Consider the following 19,868-nt stretch of genomic DNA (forward strand, 5'->3'; position numbering starts at 1 on the left):
CGAGTGGCCGGCGGTCAGGCGTCGTTCCTCAGGCTCAGAGAACGCCGGACTCGGAGATCGTGACCTTCGCCGAGGGCGCGCCGCTGCGGGAGCCGAGGCCCTCGATCTTCTTGACGAGCTCCATGCTGGACTCGTCGGCGACCTCACCGAACACGACGTGCTTGCCGTCGAGCCAGTCGGTCACGATCGTGGTGATGAAGAACTGCGAGCCGTTCGTGTTCGGGCCCGCGTTGGCCATGGAGAGCAGGCCCGGCTTGGTGTGCTTGAGCTGGAAGTTCTCGTCGGCGAACTTCTCGCCGTAGATGCTCTTGCCGCCCGTGCCGTTGCCGGCGGTGAAGTCGCCGCCCTGGAGCATGAACTGCGGGATGATGCGGTGGAACGACGACCCCGCGTAGCCGTAGCCCTTCTCGCCCGTGGCCAGGGCGCGGAAGTTCTCCACCGTCTTCGGGACGACGTCGTCGAAGAGGTTGAAGCTGATGCGCCCGGCGGGCTTGTCGTCGATGGTGATGTCGAAATATGCCTTGATTGCCATGGCGACATCCTTGCACTCCCCATGACCCGTCCGCTCCTCGGGCCGGGCTTTCGCAGGTCGCCAGGGCCGCGCGTCCACTCGTTCGGCCCGCCCCCGCATCGGCGACGGCCCGCCGACCGGGCAGCTCCCCGCTGAACGAGGTGCCCCGCCCGTACGTACGTGAAGCGAGGGGACGGGCCGGTCGGCGCTCTCAACGCCCGTTCCCCTCAAGGTCGTTGACCTGTTGTCCGTACGCCGTTTCGCACGTTGGGGAGTCTGGATGAGGCACGCGCGACGCACCGCCCGGCGGATCACACGCCTTGCTGCCGTCGGCGGCCTGCTCTGCGGAAGCCTGCTGGTCACGCACGCGATAGCGAGCGAACCCGGCGCCTTGGGTCCGCCCGTCCCGGTGGGCGAACGGCTGGTGACGCAGCTCGGCACCGCCCGTACGGCGGGCAGCTGGCTCGCCGCGGACGGGCGGACGGTGGTCGCGGTGACCGACGCGGGCGCCGCGGCGGACGTGCGGCGGGCCGGGGCGCGGGCCGAGGTCGTGCGCCACAGCATGCGCGACCTGCGCTCGGCCGCGGCGACGCTGCGGGCGGCGCCCCGCGTGGCCGGTACGGCGTGGGCGATGGACTACGGCTCGAACGAGGTCGTGGTGCGGGCCGACTCGACCGTCTCCGCCGCCGACTGGTCGCGGCTGGCCGACGTCGCCAGGGCCATCGGCGCGTCCGTCCGCATGGAGCGGACCCGTGGCACGTTCACCACCCGCGTCGACGGCGCCTCGCCGATCTTCGCGAGCGGCGGGCGCTGCTCGGCGGGCTTCGACGTGACCGACGGCAGTGACGCGTTCCTGCTGACCGCGGGGCACTGCGGCCCGGTCGGCACGACATGGTTCGCAAGGCCCGGCGACGCCACGGCACTGGGCACCACCGTGAGCGGCACGTTCCCCGGGAACGACTTCTCCCTCGTGCGTTACGACGATGGGGTGCCTCGCGCGGAAAGTGACGTCGTCGCCATCGGCGGAGGCCGTGGCGTACGCATCACCGGGGCGACCGATCCCGTGGTGGGCCAGCGGGTCTTCCGCAGCGGCAGCACCACGGGGTTGCACTCCGGCCGGGTGACCGCGTTGAACGCGACGGTGAACTACCCGGAGGGCACGGTCACAGGACTCATCCAGACCACGGTGTGCGCCGAACCCGGCGACAGCGGCGGCCCCCTGTTCGCCGACGGGCTCGCCCTGGGCCTGACGTCGGGCGGCAATGGAAACTGCGATGCCGGGGGCACGACGTTCTTCCAGCCCGTCGGAGCGGCGATGACGGCCCTCGACGTACGCCTGGTCGGCGCGTCCGGGGACGATGGGTCGCAGGCGGGGGCCGGTTCCGGGCAGGCGAGGCCCGGCGGCGACGGCTCAGCACCGTCCACGCCTCCCGCAGGCTCCGAGGCGGGCGCTCCGGGTGGCGGCGGGACGGGTACCGGAGTGGGCACGGGTCCTGGTACGAACATGGGCGGGGCCGCCGAGACCGGGGACGGCCCCGTCTCCGGCACGGGAACCAGCACTGACACCGGCCCGGTCGCCGCGATCTCCAGGGTCGTGAACACCCGCAGCGTCGGCCCGGGCCTGCTGGTCATCGGCGGCAGCCTGATCGCCCTGGTGGCGGCGCGGTCCATGCGTTCGTCACGTCTGTCACGACGGGGACGCGGGGCCTGGTCCTAGGTGATTCGACGGTGCGGCCGTGCGTGGCAGGCCTCCAGAGCAGCGGCCTCACGAGCCACCCCACCACCGGGATCCCCACCGCGGCCGGCGCTCCGAGGCGGTCGTGTGCCGCAGCCCCTCACACGACACCGCCGCACCGCTGCCCGCCTGAACCGTCTTCACCGCCCCCTTCGGTCGTCATTTTCCTCCGGAGCGCAGGAGCCTTACCTCGGACCCCCACCCCTCCAGGTCTTCAGCCCAGACTGGACAGCCTGAGCTGAAGGTTTTAGCGTGAATGCATGAACAACGCCGAGGGCATCGCCCACGCCGAGGGCATCTCAGAATCCGCGGACCGCGCCGCGCGGGAACTGCGCGTGATGTTCAGCCGCCTTCGGCGCCGGCTCCGCGAGGTCTCCGACAGCCAGGACCTCACCCCGTCCCAGGTCTCCGCACTCAACCGGCTCAGCAAGGCGCAGGCCGCCACGGCCAGCGGTCTCGCCGCCTCCGAGGGCGTTCGGCCGCAGTCGATGGCCGCCACGCTCGCCGCGCTCGACCAGCGCGGGCTGATCGAGCGCCGGCCCGACCCCGAGGACGGCCGCCGCCAGCTGGTCACCCTCACCGACGCCGGCCGCGACAGCGCGGAGGGCACCCGGCAGGCCCGCGGGGAATGGCTGGCCCGGGCCTTCCAGGACGGCTACTCGGAAGAGGAGCGCCGCACCATCGTCGCCGCACTGACCCTCCTGGAACGGCTCACAGAAGCCTGACCGGAGCCCCTCGAAAAACGATCGATCCACCCCGAAAGGCCCACCCATGGCTCTCACCACCCTCGACGAGCGCACCGCTCTCGTTGTCGTCGACCTTCAGAAGGGCATTGTCGGCGCGCCCACGACTCCGCACAGCGGCCCCGAAGTCGTCGCCCGCTCGGTCGAGTTGGCCGATGCCTTCCGCGCGCACGGCCTGCCGGTCGTCCTCGTGCGCGTCAGCGCCGCCCCCGACGGAGCTGACGCCGTGCCGGGGCGCAACGAGACCCAGGGCCACACCGGCGCCCGGCCCGAGGACTGGGACGTCATCGTGGACGAACTGTCCGGCCACCCCGAGGACATCACGGTCACCAAGCGCAACTGGGGCGCCTTCTTCGGCACGGACCTGGACCTCCAGCTGCGCCGCCGCGGCATCACGCAGGTCGTGCTGACCGGCGTCGCCACCAGCATCGGCGTCGAGTCCACGGCCCGCGCCGCCCACGAGCACGGCTACCACGTCACCCTGGCCACCGACGCGATGACGGACCTGGACGTGGAGGCGCACCGCAACAGCATCGAGCGGATCTTCCCGCGTCTCGGCGAGACCGGCACGACCGAGGAGATCGCCGAACTCCTGGCGAAGACCCGCGCCTGACAGGCGAGTTGATCCCCGAAGGCCGCCCCGCCACTGGTCGGATTCCGGCCGGTACGCCGCCCGACCTTGGCGGAACGGATCCGTCCGGGACAGGATGCCCGCATGAAGGGTGATCTCTTTTCCAGCGAGCACGTCGTACAGCCCGCCTCCGCGCCGGGAATGACCGCACAGAACGCCAAGTCGATCCGCTACGTCGTCGACGGCGACATGACGGCCCGCCAGGGCGCGATGATCGCCTACCGCGGGAACCTGCAGTTCGAGCGCAAGGGCCAGGGCATGGGCGGCATGCTCAAGCGCGCGGTCACGGGCGAGGGCCTGCCCCTGATGACGGTGCGCGGACAGGGCGAGGCCTGGTTCGCGCACGAGGCGCAGAACTGTTTCATCGTCGACGTCGAAGCGGGCGAGGCCCTGACGGTCAACGGGCGCAACGTCCTGTGCTTCGACTCCACGCTGTCGTACGAGATCAAGACCGTGAAGGGCGCGGGCATATCCGGCGGAGGGCTGTTCAACAGCGTCTTCACCGGGCAGGGCCGGCTGGGGCTCGTCTGCGAGGGCAACCCGCTGGTCATCCCGGTCTCGCCGCAGCAGCCGGTGTTCGTCGACACGGACGCGGTCGTGGGCTGGACCGCCCATCTGCACACCTCGCTGCACCGGTCGCAGTCCATCGGGTCGATGATCCGCGGTGGTTCGGGCGAGGCCGTCCAGCTGAAGCTGGAGGGTGAGGGGTACGTCATCGTGCGTCCCAGCGAGGCGACTCCGCAGAAGGCCCAGCAGCACTGACGCCACACGGTCCCCGCGCACTCAGAGGTGGCGGCCCCGAGATCCGGTGAGCCGTCACCCCAGGGTGCGCTGCCACCGGATCTCGCCGTCGTGCATCCGGTCCGTGGGCGCCAGTCCGCAGGCCCTGGCGACGGCCGCCGACGCGGCGTGGTCCGGGTGGATGTGCGCGACGACGGTGTGGACGGGCCGCTGCCCGAGCCGGTCGACCAGTCCGCGCGCCGCCTCCGTGGCGAGGCCCCGGCCCTGCCACGGCACGCCGACGACCCAGGCGACCTCGGCTTCGAGCCCGTCGTCGCCGGGGCCGACCGTGGCCTGGACCGTCCCGGCCAGACACCCTTCCTCCCTGACCCGGAGCACCCAGTTGCACCACGAGACGGCCGGATCCGGGGAGCCCGCGATCAGGCGCCCGTAGCGTTCACGCAGCTCCGGCGGTGCCGGCGGTGCGCCGCCGATGAACGTATGCAGAGCCGGGTCGCCGAGCACCGCGGCCATCTCGTCGGCAAACTCTGCCCGGAGCGGCAGGAGTTCGAGCCTTCCGGTCGCGATGACCGTCGCCGTCACGGGTTCGCGGAGTCTGTCCATCGCGTCACCGTACGTCCACGCCGGTGCGCCGGACACCGCGACCACGGCATCCGGCGCACCGGCCCATCCGGGCTCTACCTTTGATCTTGGCCAGCGCTCCGGCGTTTACGCCGGGGGTGAAGGCCATCTCAGAAATGCTCTGACCCGGACCGGAGCACGGGGCAGCACTCTTTGCCTCAGCCCACGGGGCGCTTCTGGTTCTCGATGTACTGCTTCACGACGGTCAGGGGCGCCCCGCCGCGGCTTCCGGCGACGTACGAGCCGGACCAGAAGTGTCCGCCCCACAGGTACCGGCGGACGTGCGTGTCGTACTCCTTGCGCAGCAGCCGGGTGGATATCCCCTTGAGGGAGTTGACCAGCTTGGAGAGCTGCACCTTCGGCGGGTAGTGCACGAGCAGGTGTACATGGTCCTCCTCGCCGTTGAACTGCTTCAGCTCGGCTCCGAAGTCCGCGCACACCTCCCGCATGATCTCTTCGCACCGCGTCAGCATGGCGTCGGTCATGGTCTTGCGCCGGTACTTCGTGACGAAAACCGAGTGAACGTGCAGGTGGTGGACGACGTGACGGCCGGTGATTACATCAGGGTTTGGGTTCCAGCGTGGTGACATGAACCACGTTTGTATGGTGATCGCTATGCAGCTCAGGTACGGGTTCCGCCTGTACCCGAACGGTCCTCAGCGCTCGGCGCTGGCCAGGGCGTTCGGGTGCGCTCGGGTGGTCTTCAACGACGCGCTTCGCGTCCGTGAGGACGCCCGTGCAGCCGGGCTGCCGTTCGTCGCCTTGGGCGATCTGTCCAAGCGGCTCACTTCCGCGAAAAAGACGACGGAGCGTGCTTGGCTAACTGAGGTGTCCTCGGTGATCCTCCAGCAGTCCCTTCGGGACCTGGACAGCGCGTACCGGAACTTCTTCGACGGCCTCAAGGGCAAGCGCCCGAAGACGGGACCGCCCCGCTTCAAGTCCAAGAGGGACACCCGGCAGGCGATCCGCTTCACCGCGAACGCCGGATGGAAGATCACTCCTGGCGGCAAGCTCCGGCTTCCCAAGGTCGGCGACGTGGCCGTGAAGTGGTCCCGCACCCTGCCGTCCACCCCCACCACCGTGACTGTGATCAAGGACAGCGCGGGAAGGTACTTCGCGTCGTTCGTCGTGGAGACCGGTCCGGAAGAAGTCCTGCCGCCCACCACACCCGAGGTCGGAATAGACCTCGGTCTGGGGCACTTCGCCGTTCTGTCTAACGGCCGGAAGATCGACAGTCCGCGCTTTTTGCGTCGGGCTGAGAGGCAACTCAAGAAGGCTCAGCGTTCCCTGTCCCGCAAGGACAAGGGGAGCGCCAACCAGGACAAGGCCCGGCTTCGCGTCGCACGCGCTCATGCGCGGGTGGCCGATGCGCGCCGCGAGTTCCACCACCAGCTCTCCACCAAGCTGATCCGCGAAAACCAAGCCATCGCGGTGGAAGACCTGGCGGTCAAGGGACTCGCCCGTACACGCCTGGCCAAGTCCGTGCACGACGCCGGATGGTCACAGTTCGTGACCATGCTGGAGTACAAGGCCAGCCGGTACGGGCGCGCCTTCGTGCGCATCGGCCGGTTCGAGCCGACCTCTCAGGTCTGCTCGGCCTGCGGCGTCCAGGACGGCCCCAAGCCCCTCCACGTCCGAGAGTGGACGTGTGGAGCCTGCGGGGCCGTCCTGGACCGAGACATCAACGCGGCGGTCAACGTCGCGAAGGCGGCCGGACTGGTCGTGTCAGCCCGTGGAGCGCAGGTAAGACCGGGACTCGTCCCGGCGCAGCGCGATGAAGCAGGAACCCACCCGAAGCCGCGCCCGACAACGGCGCGACAGGCGGGAATCGCCCTCCTTTAGGCGGGCGAGGATGTCAATGAACCGTGATCGCGAACACGTGGATCGCGTCCGCGTCGGGCAGGGTGACGGTGCGGATCGTCTTGCCCGCGGTGAGCGGGACCGAGTTGCCGAACAGCTTGTAGCCGGTGCCGAAGTTGGCGGGGCCGGTCGGAGTGTTGCGGTGGTCGGACGTGGCGACCGTCGTCGCGCCGTACTCCGTGCCCGCCGTGCAGCACCAGTTGGGGAACCCCAGGCTGCCGGTGCTCGTGGTGCCGTCGGTGTAGGTGACCTCGACCTGGCCCGAGGCGAAGCCGGCCTCCGCGCCGAGGAACCAGAGCTTGGAGCCGCTGCCGGCGAGGGTGATCGACTGGCCTGCGAGTTCGACGTTGTTCGGGGTGCCCGGCTTGGCAGCCGGGAACGTCCAGGTCACGCCGTCCTTGCTGACCTTGGCGCCGGGGGTGATCCCGGCGGCGGCGAGGGCCTGCGCCGAGTAGCTGTCGCCGCCGCCGTCGAAGTTGCCGGTCGTGTAGTTGCCCTCGGCGGGCGGCGCCCCCTCGTTGGTCACGCCGACGTTGTTGAAGGCGGCGTCCAGGCTCGGGTACGGCACTTCGGTGACGATCGAGGCGCGTCCCGCCACGGAACCCTCGCCGGCGCCACCCGCTCGATAGCGGGCCGTCGCGGTCAGGGTCGTGACGGTGGTGCCGGGCTCGGCGTCGGGGCCCTTCGCGGTGATGGTCGCGGTGGCCGAGCCGCCCGGCCTGACCTTGCCCAGGGACACCTTCGACGTGCTGAGGCGCCAGCCTTCCGGGGCGCTGATACGCAGTTGCGCGCCGGTGAGTCCGGTCGGGCCGTGGTCCGCGAGCCCGACCTTCCAGGTGGAGGTGGCGCCTTCGCCGCCGGTCCGCGTCCAGGTGATCGCGGTCGCGGGCTGCGCGCGGTGGGCGGCACCGGCGTGGACGCGGTACAGCACGGTCGCATGCGCGGGCACGTTCGCGGCGATGGTCCCTGTGGTCTGCGTGGTCCGCTTCGACCAGAGGTCCTTGAGGAGGTACGAGGATCCGGCAGGCAGCCCGGCCTTGGCGGCCGTCGTCGTGATGGTCCGTGCCTCGTCGGACGAGTTGAACAGGGCCACGGCCCGGTCGCCGTCGGCGAGGGGCTTGGACAGGACGTCGTAGCCGTCGCCCTGCTGGACGATGCGGCCCTGGAGGCCCTTGGCGTCCTGGTCGACGGCAATGACGTCCTTGTTGCCGAGCACGGCAAGTGCCTCGGGCGAGGCCTTCGTCAGGTCGGTGCTGGAGATGAGCGGGGCGGCCATCACGGACCACAGCGACATCTGACTGCGGATCTCGTCGCCGGTGAGCCGGGACTGTCCGGCGAGCAGGAAGTCGGGGTCGTTCCACCGGCCCGGGCTCTGCAGGTCGGCCAGCGGCACGTTGTAGGCGTAGTTGTACTTGATGGAGGCCCACTTGCCGCGCGCGGACGACGACTCCATGGCGACGTCGGCGCCCTCCCGCCACAGGTTGCCGACCTCGGCGGACCAGGAGATGACGTGGTGCCAGTCCTTCTCGCCCTCGAAGTAGGCGGGCGCGGAGACGGAATAGACGATGGGCCGGCCGGTGTCGAGGAGCGCCTGGCTCATGTCGCCGTAGAGCTTGTGGTAGACGTCGTCCGCGCTCTGGCCCGTGGGAACGGGCACATTGCAGCCGTCCAGCTTCAGATAGTCGACCTTCCACTTGGCGAAGAGGTCGGCGTCCTGCTTCATGTGCCCGTACGAGCCGGGGTAGCCGCCGCAGGTGGCCGTGCCGGCGTCCTCGTAGATGCCGAACTTCAGTCCCATCGCATGCAGTTGCTCACCCACGTAGGCCATGCCGTGCGGGAAGCGCGTGGGGTCGGGGACGAGGTTTCCGTCGGCGGCGCGGGTGTGCGTCATCCAGCAGTCGTCGGTGGTGACGGTGTCGTAGCCCTTGGCGGCCAGGCCGGAGGAGACGAGTGCGCGGGCATTGGCGAGGACGGTCTCCTCGCTGATGTCACAGCCGTAGTAGGACCAGTTGTTCCAGCCCATGGGCGGGGTCGGTGTGAGGTTGGGGTACGGGGTGGTGGCCGCGGCGGCGGGTGCGGCGGACGGTCCCGCGAGGCCACCGAGGGCGAGCGCCGTGGCGGTGGCGGCCACGGACAGGGCGCGAAGGGCGCGGGCCCGGCCGCGGCGCGAGGGGTGCGGGGAGGTGCGGCGCCGTGCGGATCTGTGCTCTCTGTGAGCTCTCCCGGACAAGGGATCTCCCGTCTACGAGCGTCTACGAGCGCGCCGGGGATGACGCGACGGGGACACCGTGCCGAGAGAAGCTCGTTCCTGCAAGATGTATGGCGATTTCTTGCACAAACAATCAACTGGTGGTGCAGTTCGGCACCGTGTGTACCAATTCGCCCTCGCTGCCTATCAGTTGCCCCCCGGAACGTCGGTGAACCGCGGGCGAACTCCCGTACAACCCTTCCCCCTCATGCACTGTCAAACAGGGCGCCGGACAAGGAACGGGCCCTTTCCGGACAACCCCCGCGCTGCCCGGTCGTCCTTCTCATCAGGAGCCGCTCGTGCGCAAGAACCGTTCCGCCGCCCTGGCCGCGGCGTCATTCCTCCTTCTGTCCGGTGCGGCCATCGCCACCGCCCCCTCCGCCTACGCCGGCACCCCCGGAGGCACGCACGCAGGCGACCGCAACAGCGATTTCAACGGCGACGGTTACGAGGACGTCCTCGTCGGCGCGCCCGGCGCGACCGTCAGCGGGAAGAAGGGCGCCGGCCTCGTCACCGTGCAGTACGGGTCGTCGCGAGGCATCGGGACCACCAATGTCGCCCGCTTCAGCCAGTCCACCTCCGGTGTGGCGGGCGCCGCCGAGACCGGTGACGCGTTCGGGAAGGCCGTGGCCACGGGCGACCTGGACGGGGACGGCTACGACGACGCGGTCGTCGGCATCCCCGGCGAGGACATCGGCACGACCGCGGACGCGGGCGGCGTGGCCATCCTGTGGGGCTCCAAGGCCGGTCTCACCGGCGCCGCCAGCGACTGGCTGGAGACCCAGGAACCCACCGCCGGCGAGAAGTTCGGCACGGGCGTCACGGCGGCGCACTTCACGAACGACACACCGGGCGACGTCCTCGCCGTCCTCGACCGCGACGACCTGGAGCTCTTCGCCTACGACTCCGCGCCCCAGCCTGCGTCGAAGGCGCCACTGGAGCGCCGCTCCACGAGCCGCCTGTCCAAACTCGCCGACGAGCGTGACATCGTGCCCATGTCGCTGACCACGGGGGACTACGACGACAACGGCTTCGCGGACCTCGTCGTCTCGGGCGTGACGGCGGGCTCCGAGCCGGGACACGGCTGGTCGTCGTACCTGTCCGGGCACGCCGACGGCCTCACCTACGAGCGCGATCTGCGCGGCGGCCCCGTGGCGGCGTCGGGCGACATCAACGGCGACGGGTACGACGACCTGGTGACCGGCGAGCCCAACTCCCCCGACGACGGCGGCGCTTCGATGACCGGCGGCCTGGTGGGGGTACGCCTCGGTGGCCCCGACGGGCCGTCGGCCGACGTGCAGTGGTGGACGCAGGACTCCGCGGGCGTACCCGGCACCGCCGAGCGCGGCGACGGCTGGGGCACGGACCTGTCCGTCGCGGACACGAACGGGGACGGGTACGCCGACGTGGCGATCGGCGCGGCCGGCGAGGACATCGGCACGGTCGCCGACGCGGGCGCCGTGTGGGTGCTGCGCGGTGCGGCCGCGGGCCTGACCGCGACCGGAGCGCAGTCCTGGGACCAGAACTCGGCGAACGTGCCGGGTGTGCCGGAGAAGGGCGACAAGTGGGGCGGACAGGTCCGCCTCACCGACCCGAACCGCGACGGCCGCTTCGGCCTGCTCGCGGCGGCACCGGGCGAGAACACGAACGACGGAGTGGTCTGGGTGTTCTCGGCGGGCTCCGGCGGCGTCACGGCCTCCGGCTCGTGGACGTACGGCGCGGGCTCGCTCGGAGCTCCGTCCGCGGACGCGCTGTTCGGCGCGGCCATCGACGAGTAGGACCGTCGACGCGTAGGACCGTCAAGGAACATCCGAACCAGGCCGCCCGCCTCCCCACCCCCTCGGAGACGGGCGGCCTTCCGCACTTCCCGTACGTCCATTTGATGACCGGCCGACGTCAGGTAGCACTCAAGTCGTACGGCACAACACATACGTGGACGGATCCGCCGGGACCCTCGCCGCTCGTACGTTCTTGATCAGAACGCAGCGGCACGACGGGACCGGCGAAGGGACACGGCTACATGTACGGCAAGGCATTCGCCCCTGAGTATCAGGGCGAGTTGCGCACGGCCCTCGGGGTGAACTCCTCCTACGAGGACGTGCGCGCGGCGGCGGGCCGGTCCCTCGACACGGCGGCCGGCCCCCTGGAACGGGCACGCGCCGCACTGGCGCTCGCCGAGGCGAACCGGCGGCTCGGCCGCGTCCGCGAGGCGGGCGACGCGTGGCGGGGCAGCTATCGCAGCGCGCGGACCGCCGGGCACACGGGGGCGATGGCCTGGGCGCTGTGGAGCGGCGGCACACTCGCCCGCCAGTGCGGCTCGTTGCGCCTGGCCCGGCGTCTGCTCGGGCACGCCGTCACCCTGGCCGCCCACAGCGACGACCGGCTCGCCCACGGCTACGCGCTCGCGGGCCTGGCGGAGACGGGACGCATCCAGGGCGACTACGCGGCGGTCGCCGCCCTCCACGAGGAGCTGCTCGAACAGGGCCGCGCCCACGGCGAACCGCGGCACATGGTCTGGGCGATGTCCGGCATCGCGCAGATGCACCGCAACACCGGCGACCACGCCAAGGCCCTGGAACTGTTCGAGGAGTCGGTCCGGGTGGCCACCGAGGCGGACGACGCGCGGGGCCGCGCGTGGTCGCTGCGCGGCGTGGCCGATGTGCTGTCCGTCCGGGGCGAACCCGACCGGGCGTTGTCCCTGCTCTCGGAGGCCGAGGGCATCTGCCGCGCGATGGATCTGGCGAGCGCGCTCGCGTACAACCACAAGATGCGCGCCAATGTCCTTTACCGGGACGGGCGTTATGAGGCAGCCCGGGACACCTACGCATCGACGCTGGCCGAGTTCCGCCATCTGCACGAGCCGCGCGGTGTCGCGCTGTGCCGGCTGGGGCTGGTCAAGTCGCGCTCCCGGCTGGGCCGCGACCGGTGTGAAACGCTCGCCGAACTCGACGTTCTCGAGGCCGACTTCACGCGGATCGGGCTGCGGCACGCGCGGGAGATGGTGGTCGCGTTCCGCGCGGAGACGGCTCCGGATGCCCTTCGGCCCGGGCACCGTGAAGCGGCCTGACCGCCTCGGTCACTCGTCGAGCGTGATGCGGATGCCCACGGTGCCGTCGAGGCCGCGGCGCAGGCGGCTGCCGAACAGCGTCACCTTGCCGAGCAGGCCGTACTTGCTTCCGATCAGGTTGCGATAGCGGGCCGTCACCTCGGGGGAGCAGATCTCCGCCGTGGCGGGCGACTGATCGCCGGTCGGGTTGCCGCGCGCGTCGCACGGCCCCACCAGGACGTCCGCGCGATTGCGGATCCGCTTGACCTTCCACGAGTCGGCGGAGGTCCAGGCGCCGAGCGCGGACCCGTCCCTGACCACCCAGACGGGGGTGGCCACCGGGCTCCCGTTCTTCCGGAAGCTGGTGACCAGCAAGTACTTCCCGGCGCCGAGCCGCGCGAGCCGCGTGGTGTCCATGTCTCGAGTCTACGGCTCCCCGGCGGGCGGCAGTCGGGGCCCAGCCGCGTCCGCCACTCCGGGTGTGGACGTTGCAACAAATTGTGAAGAAGGTGAGAGCTTTCTCTGCATCCCGGTGATCCGCGCGTCCGAGCCCGGCCCGGCCCGCGACGATGATCACGCCGCGCGCCTCCTCGTGGCATCCAGATCGGGGTGCGCAGGGCCAGGAGACTCCAGAAGCGCCGACGCCTTCGGCGCTTCTGGAGTCGTGCGGGCCGCACCGGCGCGGGGCCGGAGCGGGAGTCAGCGAAGCGCCGTCGCCAAGAAGGTGCTGAGCGACAGGGTGAGCCCCACTATCGCCATCAACAACGTCCCGTACTCACGCCAGGCCCGGGGCCTGCGCTCTACCTCCGGCCGATACTCACCAGGGCGCGAACGGGCGGAGTCGGCGGGGCTCTGCTGTCTGTGCGACTGGGTCACACGGCATCAACTCCCGGCCGGACCAAGGCGATGCGGCCGAGATCAGCCACGCAGGACGACTCCGTGGCGGGTTCGCATCCTCCGCATCTCCCACAGCGAGACGGCCGTGACCGACAGCGGGCCGCCCAGCAGGGAGCAGAGCTGTGCCGCGACCGGGCCTTCCGGCATGCCCTGGTCGATCAGGTTGAAGACCGCCACCGCCCACACCAGTACGGCGGTGAGCACGGCGGGCAGCATCGGATGCACGTGGGCGGTGTTGAAGGCGGTCTTGGCGGAGTAGAGGGAGGCGAAGAACAGGAACGGCAGGCCCCAGACGATGACGGCCAGGACGACGAGCGCGCTCAAGGCCGCCGCCCACTTGGGCAGCTTGTCCAGGTAGCCGCTGGTGGCCGCCACCACGATCACAGTGGCGAAGACGGCCACGGACAGTACGTACCAGGCCACCGTCCTGAGCGGTCCCTTGAGCCGGGAGCGCAGTGCCGGCCGCAGGTGGGGAGGGGCGTACAGGATGAAGCCCAGGACGACGAGCGGACCTGTGACGATCAGCAGGACCGGCGTGATGAGCAGGTTGCCGAAGCCGTCGCTCGCCGCTCCGTGCCACGCTTGCTCGCCCTTGCCGTAGTAGAAGGCCAGGGCGAGCGTGGCGACGAGGCCGAGCACCGAGCGGAAGAGCTGGACGCGCAGCACCAGGGGGTCGTTGATCCGGACGCCGCCGTCCTGCACGAAGAGCCGGGTCGCCACGCGGTGTCCCGAGTGAATGATCGCGGAGATGATGTTGAGGAACGGCACGCGGCGCAACGGGTTGCGGCGCCGGGGTGGCACGGGCGGCCGCGGCGGGCCGTACGGGTACGGCCCGACTTGGGGCGGGACGGGCTGCGGAGGTCCGTACGGCCCGGCCCCCGGCTGCGGGCCGTAGGGGCCTGTGGGTGGTGGGCCGTACGGGTTGCCCGAGCCCGGACGCGCAGGTGCCTGCCCGCCGTTGTTCTGGGGGCCGTTTCCCGGTCCCCATCCCCCCGTTGCCATGTGTCCTCCGCGCCCGGCCGTCCAGGGCCGTCGTTTCCTCTGGGGCGCATGGTGGGGCCCCTCGTCGGCCGAGCATTCTAGGCCACCGATTCGGCCAGGGCAGTCACCTCCGCGGTCTCTTCCCACGACCCCCCGGCGCCGTCTCGTCAGACCAGGAGGTCCGCGACGAGGTCTGCGAACTCGTCCGGCGCGGCGAGGCGGATGCCCAGGTCCTCGGCCTTGGCCCGCTTGGAACCCGCGCCCTCCCCGGCCACCACGAGCGAGGTGCGCTTGGAGACGCTGGAGGAGGACTTGCCGCCGGCCCGCTCGATGAGTTCGTTCATCTGGTTGCGGCTGAGCTTCTCCAGGGGGCCGGTCATGGCCCCCGTGACGACGACGGTCATGCCGTCCAACGGTCCTGCGGCGGTCGCCGGCTCGCCCGCTCCGTCCGTCTCAGCCTCGTCCTCGGGGGCAGGCGGGGTGGCGCCGGGTTCGGTCATGTTCACCCCAGCTGCGCCCAACCGGTCGACGAGCGGGGCGAGTTCGGCCAGCTCGGAGACGATCACCGGGGCCTTCTCGGCGCCGATGCCCTCGACCCGCTGCATCGCCTCGGCGTCCGCGGCGCGGATGCGGTCCATCGTGGCGAAGTGCCGGGCGATGCGGCGGGACATGGACCGCCCGGTGCCCCGCACCCCGAGGGCGCACAGCACCCGGGACAGCGGCTGGGCCTTGGCGGCCTCGATCGCGGCGAGGAGATTGTCCGTACTGGTCTCCCCCATCCGATCGAGCGCGAGGAGCCCGTCACGGGTGAGCGCGAACAGATCGGCCAGATCGGCGACCAGGCCCGCCTCGACGAGCTGGACGACGCGGGTGGCGCCGAGGCCCTCGATGTCGAGCTGGTCGCGCCCCGCCGCGTAGGAGAGCGAGGCCACCAGGTGGCAGTTCCGGCCGCGTTCGCAGCGCCAGCGCTGCTCGCTCGTGTCGATGCCGGAGCCGCACTGCGGGCACACGTCGGGGAACGCGATCGGCCGTTCGTCGCCGGTGCGCAGGTGGGCGACGGGGGCTTCGATGCGGGGGATGATGTCGCCCGCCTTGTAGACCATCACGTGGTCGCCGAGCCGCAGGTCGCGGCGGGTGATGTCGGCCGGGTTGTGCAGCGTGGCGTACGTGACCGTGCTGCCGTCGATGTCCACGGGTTCGAGGACGGCGCGCGGGGCGATGATGCCCGTACGCCCGACGTTCCACTCGACGTCGAGGAGGCGGGTGATCTTCTCGACCGCCGGCAGCTTGAAGGCGATGGCCCAGCGCGGGGCGCGCGTGCCCGTTCCTGCGGCCTCCTGGTCGGCGGCGAGATCCGCCTTGACGACGATCCCGTCGATGCCGAACGGCAGCTCGGCGCGCAGGCCCGCGATGTGCTCGACCCGCGCGAGCACCTCCTCCACGGTGTCGACGGTGAGTCCCGAAACAGCCGTCGTGGCCGGTGTGTTGACGCCGAGCGCGGCCGTGCGGTCCATCAGTTCGCCGTGGGCCAGGGAGCGCAGCGCGTCCGTGTGCTCGGCCGACGTGTCCGGCAGGGGCAGCAGGCCGTACGCGAAGAACGTCATCGGCACCGTGTAGGCGCGCTCCTTGGCCCTGAGTGTGCCCGCAGCGGCGTTCCTCGGGTTGGCGAAGGGGGCGCCCCCGTGCTCCGTACGCACCTCGTTCGCGTGCTCGAACTGGCTGATCGTCATGAGGACTTCGCCCCGCACCTCGACCGTGTGCGGCTCAGTGAGGCGGTCGGGCAGGCCCTCGATGGTGCCGATCGCGTGCGAGACGTCCTCCCCGGCCGTCCCGTCGCCCCGGGTGATCAGCCGCGTGAGGCGGCCCTCGTGGTAGCGCGCGGCGATGGCCAGGCCGTCCAGCTTGGGCTGGACGTTCCACCGGGTCACGTCATGCCCGATCCTGCGGGCCACCGACGCGGTCCAGGTGGTGAACTGCTCACCGTCGAAGACGTTGTCCAGGCTCAGCATCGGGACCGTGTGCGGCACGTCCCCCTCGACGGCGCCGCCCGCGACCTTCCCGGTCGGCGACTGCGGCAGCACCTCGTCGGGGTGGTCCGCCTCGTACGCGGCGACGGCCCGGACGAGCCGGTCGTACGCGTCGTCGTCGAGGGCGGACGTACCGCCCGTGTAGTAGGCGCCCGCCGCCAGGGACGCGTCCGTGACGGCCTGGGCATAGGCAGCGGCATCGGCCAGGACGAACTCACCAGAAGTCGTTGTCATGCTGCCATCGTGCCTGGTGGCACTGACAATCGACCGGAGGCGACGGCAACGCCCGGACTCAAGCGCTCCGCTTCAGACCCTCAGCCGGTCCTGCGCCTGCACCCCGTCTTCGAGGCCCGCGACGCCGAACGCCTTGGCGAGGCCCTGGGCCGGCATGTCTCCGTAGATCGTCTCGTAGGAGCCCTCGGGCACGACGTACGTCTCGTGCCAGATCCCCACGTGCGTCGCGCCCTTGCGGGCGTACCGGTTGATCCGCGCCCACCACGGGTGATGGCGCTTGTCCGGGGCGGCGGCGTAGGCGAGCAGCTTCTCCTTCGACTCCCAGTACTGGACGACCATATAGGTGCGCGGCGAGCCCGTGAGGAGGATGTGGTGCAGGAGGCCGAGAGAGCGGTCGCGGTTCAGCTCCTTGATCATCATGGGCATCGCGATGAACACCGGCAGCCACCGGTGGACCGCCCAGAAGTGGTTGATGCGCATGCCGATGAGGAAGACCACCACATCCCCCTGTGCGCCCGCGGTCATCCGTCCGGCATGTGTCCTCGTGCCCATGTCGCCCCCGATTCGGCCGTGTTGGAGAGTTCTGGAGAGTTCCGCTACCCAGACACCCATGCTTGGATAGTGGCACTGCCCAAGGAAGGGTGCAAGAGATGCGACTCGCGGAACTCAGCGAGCTGAGCGGGGTCTCCATCCCCACCATCAAGTACTACCTGCGGGAGCAACTCCTGCCCCCTGGGCGGCGGATCACGGCCACACAGGCCGAGTACGACGACTCCCACCTGCGCCGGCTGCGTCTCGTACGGGCCCTGATCCAGGTCGGCCGGGTGCCGGTGGCGACCGCTCGCGAGGTGCTCGCGGCGGTGGACGACGACTCGCTGGGCCGCACGATCCGCCTGGGCGCGGCCCTGTGGGCGCTGCCGCAGCCGCCGGAGGCGCCCGGGGACGACCCGGCGACGGTCGAGGCGACCTCGGCCGTCGACCGGCTCCTCGAGGAACTCGGCTGGGACACCGCGCGCGAGATCGGCAGCCTCTCCCCCTCGTACCGCACCCTCGTCACGACGGTCGCCACGCTCAACCGCCTCGGCTACACCTGCGGAACGCCCGAACTCGCCCCGTACGCACGGCACATGGAGCGCGTCGCCGAGCACGACATCGACCGGCTCGACACCTTCTCCGAGGAAGTGGAGAAGGTCGAGATCGCGGTCGCTGCGGCGATTCTGTACGAGCCGGTCCTGCTCACGCTGCGCAGGCTGGCGCAGGAGGAGCAGTCGGCGCGCCGGTTCGGGCTGTGACGGCTACGCGGACTGCGGGGCTACGAGGAGTGTGACCCTGCGCGCCGGTACGCGCCGCCTCACGCCGACGGGTCGAACCCCGTAGCCATCCGGGCGTACGCGTGCAGCATGGCGATCACCTCGGTACGTGTGCGGCGTCCCGCGAGCACCTCCATCTGGAAGCCGTCCTCCATCGCGACGAATCCGGCGGCCAGTTGACCTGCGGGCTCGGCGAGCGTGAAGTGCCCCTGCGCCTCGCCGAGGACCAACGTGGCGTAGTACACAGTAATTTGACGCTCCGTCAGCGTGGCGTCGAGAGTGGCCGCGCGGGGGTCACGCAGGCTGCGCGGCCAGTACTCGAAGAGCAGCCGGGGCAGCAGGTCGTCGGGCCCGTCGGCGACGCCGTGCTCGACGCAGGCCCTCAGCCGGTCGCGGGCGTCCGGGAACTTCTCGGCGCTCTCCTCGCGCTCACGGCTGAAGCGCTCGATCGCCCGCTGGAACGTCTCGTACATCAGCTCGTCGAGATCGTCGTAGTAGTAGAGCACCGCGGCCGACGTGACCCCCGCCTCCTCGGCGACATCGCGCAGCCGCAGACCTTCGAGACCCCTGCTGTGCAGTGCGCGCAGCGTGGCCTGGTGCAGTTGCGCACGCCGCGCCTCCTGGTCCTTGCGCCGCCCCACGACCGCCTCCGTCCGACCCGGGTCCAACCCGATTCACTGATGACGAAGTAAAGATACCGAACCCGTCCTTGACAGGCCTCAGGGCCCGTTCGTTAAATCTGCGTTTAACGAAACGTCGCCGCCGACCAGAAGGCCGCCGTGAACCCTGATCCCCCTCAGACCCTCGCCCCCACCACCACGTCCCCGCCGCCCTCCAAGGGCCTGCGGAGCGGGTCCGTCGGACTGCTCGCCTCCGTGGCGCTCGGCCTCTCCTCGGTCGCCCCCGCCTACAGCATCGCCGTGACCCTCGGCTTCGTGACGGTGGCCGTCGGCCACCTCGCACCCGCCGCGCTGCTCCTCGGATTCGTGCCGATCCTGCTGACGGCGTTCGCCTTCCGCGAGCTCAACAAGGAGATGCCGGACTGCGGGACCACCTTCGTGTGGACGACGCGCGCCTTCGGCCCGTCGTCCGGCTGGCTTCTGGGCGGCTGGGTCACCCAGTTCGCCACGGTCACAGCCATGGCCGCGCTCTCGCAGGTGGGCGCCGGTTACCTACTGGGGCTCCTCGGCCTCGACTCACTGGCCTCCGACGAGACCGCGGTCGCCGTCACCGCGGCGCTCCTGATCGGGGCCATCACCGTCATCGCGTACCGCGGCCTCCAGCTCGCCGCAGTCGTCCAATACGTCCTGCTCGGGCTTCAACTCGTCGCCCTCTTCGCCTTCGGCGCCGCCGCCCTCGCCCGGCACGGCGCGCTCACGCCGTCGCTCGGCTGGTTCGACCCGTTCGGCTTCGACAGCTTCGGCGCGTTCGCCAAGGCGGTCCTGCTCTGCCTCTACATCTACTGGGGCTGGGACGCGCTGCTCACCGTCAACGAGGAGACCCGCGACAGCGAGCGCACCCCCGGCAAGGCCGCGCTCATCTCGACGCTCGTCCTCCTGGTCACGTACCTGTTCACGGCGGTCGCCGCGATCAGCTTCGCCGGGACGGGCACTTCGGGCCTGGGGCTCGGCAACGCCGGCAACGCGGCCGACGTCCTGTCCGCCCTCGGACCGCCCGTCCTCGGCACAGCGCTCGCGAAGGGCGTCCAGCTCGCCGTCTGTGTCTCCGCGATCGCCGCCCTGCTCACCTGCGTCGTCGGCAGCTCGCGGGCCACGCTCTCGATGAGCGTCCACGGCGCGCTGCCCCGGGCGTTCGCCCGCATCCACCCGCGCCATCGCACGCCGTCCTTCGGCACCGTCTTCATGGGCACGGCGGCCGCGGTTCTCCTCGCGGGCCTGACCTGGCTCTCGCCCGCCTTCCTCGGCGACGCGATCCTCTCCATCGGCCTGCTCATCGCGCTCTATTACGGCGTGACGGGCCTGGCCTGCGCCTGGCTGTTCCGTGGCCGGCTGCGCCGCTCCTGGCGGGACGCGCTCCTCAAGGGGGTGCTGCCGCTCGCGGGCGGGCTGATGATGCTCGCCGCGTTCGTCCGCAGTGCGGTCGACATGACCGACCCCTCGTACGGCTCCACCTCACTGTTCGGCGTCGGCGGCGTACTCCTGCTGGGCCTCGGCTCCGTCCTGCTCGGCCTGGTCGTGATGCTTGCGCTGCGCCACCGCTTCCGCCTCTTCTTCCGCGACGGCCGCACCGCCGTCACCCGACTGACTGTCACCGAGGACTGAT

The 19,868-nt window shown here is 70.8% G+C and carries 18 protein-coding genes; 9 read left to right on the forward strand and 9 right to left on the reverse strand.

The genetic code is table 11. The features are described 5' to 3' along the window. Nucleotides 1-34 precede the first annotated feature (34 nt). Entirely contained in the window at nt 35-532 is a 498-nt protein-coding gene (locus OG698_RS04985; RefSeq protein WP_100593257.1) for a peptidylprolyl isomerase, read from the reverse strand. A 259-nt stretch (nt 533-791) separates the two neighbouring features. Here OG698_RS04985 and OG698_RS04990 point away from each other — a divergent pair, with 259 nt between their 5' ends. From OG698_RS04990 to OG698_RS05005, 4 genes are all read left to right on the forward strand, one after another. Beyond that, complete coding sequence (locus OG698_RS04990; RefSeq protein WP_406101647.1) at nt 792-2,228, forward strand: S1 family peptidase; 1,437 nt, start codon at nt 792-794, stop codon at nt 2,226-2,228. Between the two features lie 278 nt (nt 2,229-2,506). Continuing rightward, nucleotides 2,507-2,971, forward strand: coding sequence for a MarR family winged helix-turn-helix transcriptional regulator (locus tag OG698_RS04995; protein ID WP_406101649.1), 465 nt, complete (start codon nt 2,507-2,509; stop codon nt 2,969-2,971). Between the two features lie 46 nt (nt 2,972-3,017). After that, a complete protein-coding gene (locus OG698_RS05000; RefSeq protein ID WP_406101650.1) occupies nt 3,018-3,602 on the forward strand; it encodes a hydrolase in 585 nt (194 codons plus the stop codon). 102 nt (nt 3,603-3,704) lie between these two features. Beyond that, nucleotides 3,705-4,382 (forward strand): AIM24 family protein, encoded by a 678-nt coding sequence (locus OG698_RS05005; RefSeq protein WP_406101652.1) that lies wholly within the window; start codon nt 3,705-3,707, stop codon nt 4,380-4,382. Nucleotides 4,383-4,436: 54 nt separating this feature from the next. Here the strand turns inward: OG698_RS05005 and OG698_RS05010 are convergent, their stop codons facing one another. Next, on the reverse strand, nt 4,437-4,964 hold the full coding sequence (locus tag OG698_RS05010; RefSeq protein ID WP_406101654.1) for a GNAT family N-acetyltransferase: 528 nt from the start codon (nt 4,962-4,964) through the stop codon (nt 4,437-4,439). A gap of 176 nt (nt 4,965-5,140) precedes the next feature. Continuing rightward, nucleotides 5,141-5,572 carry an IS200/IS605 family transposase gene (gene tnpA / locus OG698_RS05015; RefSeq protein WP_406101655.1) on the reverse strand — a complete coding sequence of 144 codons (432 nt, stop codon included), beginning with the start codon at nt 5,570-5,572 and terminating at the stop codon, nt 5,141-5,143. 25 nt (nt 5,573-5,597) lie between these two features. On the opposite strand from tnpA, the gene OG698_RS05020 reads away from it, so the two are divergent. Beyond that, nucleotides 5,598-6,824: an RNA-guided endonuclease InsQ/TnpB family protein gene (locus OG698_RS05020; RefSeq protein WP_406101656.1), complete on the forward strand. Its 1,227-nt coding sequence runs from the start codon at nt 5,598-5,600 to the stop codon at nt 6,822-6,824. Between the two features lie 13 nt (nt 6,825-6,837). On the opposite strand, the gene OG698_RS05025 is transcribed toward OG698_RS05020, so the two are convergent. Then, entirely contained in the window at nt 6,838-9,072 is a 2,235-nt protein-coding gene (locus OG698_RS05025) for an NEW3 domain-containing protein (RefSeq protein WP_406101657.1), read from the reverse strand. 317 nt (nt 9,073-9,389) lie between these two features. Here OG698_RS05025 and OG698_RS05030 point away from each other — a divergent pair, with 317 nt between their 5' ends. Beyond that, the gene (locus tag OG698_RS05030; protein WP_406101659.1) at nt 9,390-10,868 is read left to right on the forward strand and encodes an esterase; all 1,479 of its coding nucleotides are present in this window, start codon (nt 9,390-9,392) and stop codon (nt 10,866-10,868) included. A 242-nt stretch (nt 10,869-11,110) separates the two neighbouring features. After that, a complete protein-coding gene (locus OG698_RS05035; protein WP_406101660.1) occupies nt 11,111-12,157 on the forward strand; it encodes a tetratricopeptide repeat protein in 1,047 nt (348 codons plus the stop codon). Between the two features lie 9 nt (nt 12,158-12,166). Here the strand turns inward: OG698_RS05035 and OG698_RS05040 are convergent, their stop codons facing one another. The 4 genes from OG698_RS05040 to OG698_RS05055 all read right to left on the reverse strand — a co-directional run bounded on the left by OG698_RS05040 (nt 12,167) and on the right by OG698_RS05055 (nt 16,827). Next, nucleotides 12,167-12,553, reverse strand: a complete 387-nt coding sequence (locus OG698_RS05040; RefSeq protein WP_399971689.1) for a PPOX class F420-dependent oxidoreductase — start codon at nt 12,551-12,553, stop codon at nt 12,167-12,169. Nucleotides 12,554-13,054: 501 nt separating this feature from the next. Further along, nucleotides 13,055-14,035, reverse strand: coding sequence for a hypothetical protein (locus tag OG698_RS05045; RefSeq protein WP_406101661.1), 981 nt, complete (start codon nt 14,033-14,035; stop codon nt 13,055-13,057). A 146-nt stretch (nt 14,036-14,181) separates the two neighbouring features. Further along, on the reverse strand, nt 14,182-16,275 hold the full coding sequence (gene ligA, locus OG698_RS05050; protein WP_406101662.1) for an NAD-dependent DNA ligase LigA: 2,094 nt from the start codon (nt 16,273-16,275) through the stop codon (nt 14,182-14,184). Between the two features lie 72 nt (nt 16,276-16,347). Further along, the gene (locus OG698_RS05055) at nt 16,348-16,827 is read right to left on the reverse strand and encodes a DUF4188 domain-containing protein (protein ID WP_406101663.1); all 480 of its coding nucleotides are present in this window, start codon (nt 16,825-16,827) and stop codon (nt 16,348-16,350) included. A gap of 98 nt (nt 16,828-16,925) precedes the next feature. Here OG698_RS05055 and OG698_RS05060 point away from each other — a divergent pair, with 98 nt between their 5' ends. After that, nucleotides 16,926-17,567: a MerR family transcriptional regulator gene (locus OG698_RS05060; protein ID WP_406101664.1), complete on the forward strand. Its 642-nt coding sequence runs from the start codon at nt 16,926-16,928 to the stop codon at nt 17,565-17,567. Nucleotides 17,568-17,626: 59 nt separating this feature from the next. On the opposite strand, the gene OG698_RS05065 is transcribed toward OG698_RS05060, so the two are convergent. Continuing rightward, nucleotides 17,627-18,226, reverse strand: coding sequence for a TetR/AcrR family transcriptional regulator (locus OG698_RS05065; RefSeq protein WP_406101665.1), 600 nt, complete (start codon nt 18,224-18,226; stop codon nt 17,627-17,629). A gap of 138 nt (nt 18,227-18,364) precedes the next feature. Here OG698_RS05065 and OG698_RS05070 point away from each other — a divergent pair, with 138 nt between their 5' ends. After that, nucleotides 18,365-19,867: an APC family permease gene (locus OG698_RS05070; protein ID WP_406101666.1), complete on the forward strand. Its 1,503-nt coding sequence runs from the start codon at nt 18,365-18,367 to the stop codon at nt 19,865-19,867. Nucleotide 19,868: the final 1 nt, after the last annotated feature.

It is taken from the genome of Streptomyces sp. NBC_01003 (assembly GCF_045162695.1).
GTDB lineage: Bacteria > Actinomycetota > Actinomycetes > Streptomycetales > Streptomycetaceae > Streptomyces.

Coding starts and splice junctions, on each gene's coding strand:
- OG698_RS05040 (WP_399971689.1), bottom strand. CDS start 12,553: ATGGACACCACGCGGCTCGCGCGGCTCGGCGCCGGGAAGTACTTGCTG.
- OG698_RS04995 (WP_406101649.1), top strand. CDS start 2,507: ATGAACAACGCCGAGGGCATCGCCCACGCCGAGGGCATCTCAGAATCC.
- OG698_RS05055 (WP_406101663.1), bottom strand. CDS start 16,827: ATGGGCACGAGGACACATGCCGGACGGATGACCGCGGGCGCACAGGGG.
- OG698_RS05060 (WP_406101664.1), top strand. CDS start 16,926: ATGCGACTCGCGGAACTCAGCGAGCTGAGCGGGGTCTCCATCCCCACC.
- OG698_RS05000 (WP_406101650.1), top strand. CDS start 3,018: ATGGCTCTCACCACCCTCGACGAGCGCACCGCTCTCGTTGTCGTCGAC.
- OG698_RS04990 (WP_406101647.1), top strand. CDS start 792: ATGAGGCACGCGCGACGCACCGCCCGGCGGATCACACGCCTTGCTGCC.
- OG698_RS05035 (WP_406101660.1), top strand. CDS start 11,111: ATGTACGGCAAGGCATTCGCCCCTGAGTATCAGGGCGAGTTGCGCACG.
- ligA (WP_406101662.1), bottom strand. CDS start 16,275: ATGACAACGACTTCTGGTGAGTTCGTCCTGGCCGATGCCGCTGCCTAT.
- OG698_RS05020 (WP_406101656.1), top strand. CDS start 5,598: ATGCAGCTCAGGTACGGGTTCCGCCTGTACCCGAACGGTCCTCAGCGC.
- OG698_RS05010 (WP_406101654.1), bottom strand. CDS start 4,964: ATGGACAGACTCCGCGAACCCGTGACGGCGACGGTCATCGCGACCGGA.
- tnpA (WP_406101655.1), bottom strand. CDS start 5,572: ATGTCACCACGCTGGAACCCAAACCCTGATGTAATCACCGGCCGTCAC.
- OG698_RS05005 (WP_406101652.1), top strand. CDS start 3,705: ATGAAGGGTGATCTCTTTTCCAGCGAGCACGTCGTACAGCCCGCCTCC.
- OG698_RS04985 (WP_100593257.1), bottom strand. CDS start 532: ATGGCAATCAAGGCATATTTCGACATCACCATCGACGACAAGCCCGCC.
- OG698_RS05045 (WP_406101661.1), bottom strand. CDS start 14,035: ATGGCAACGGGGGGATGGGGACCGGGAAACGGCCCCCAGAACAACGGC.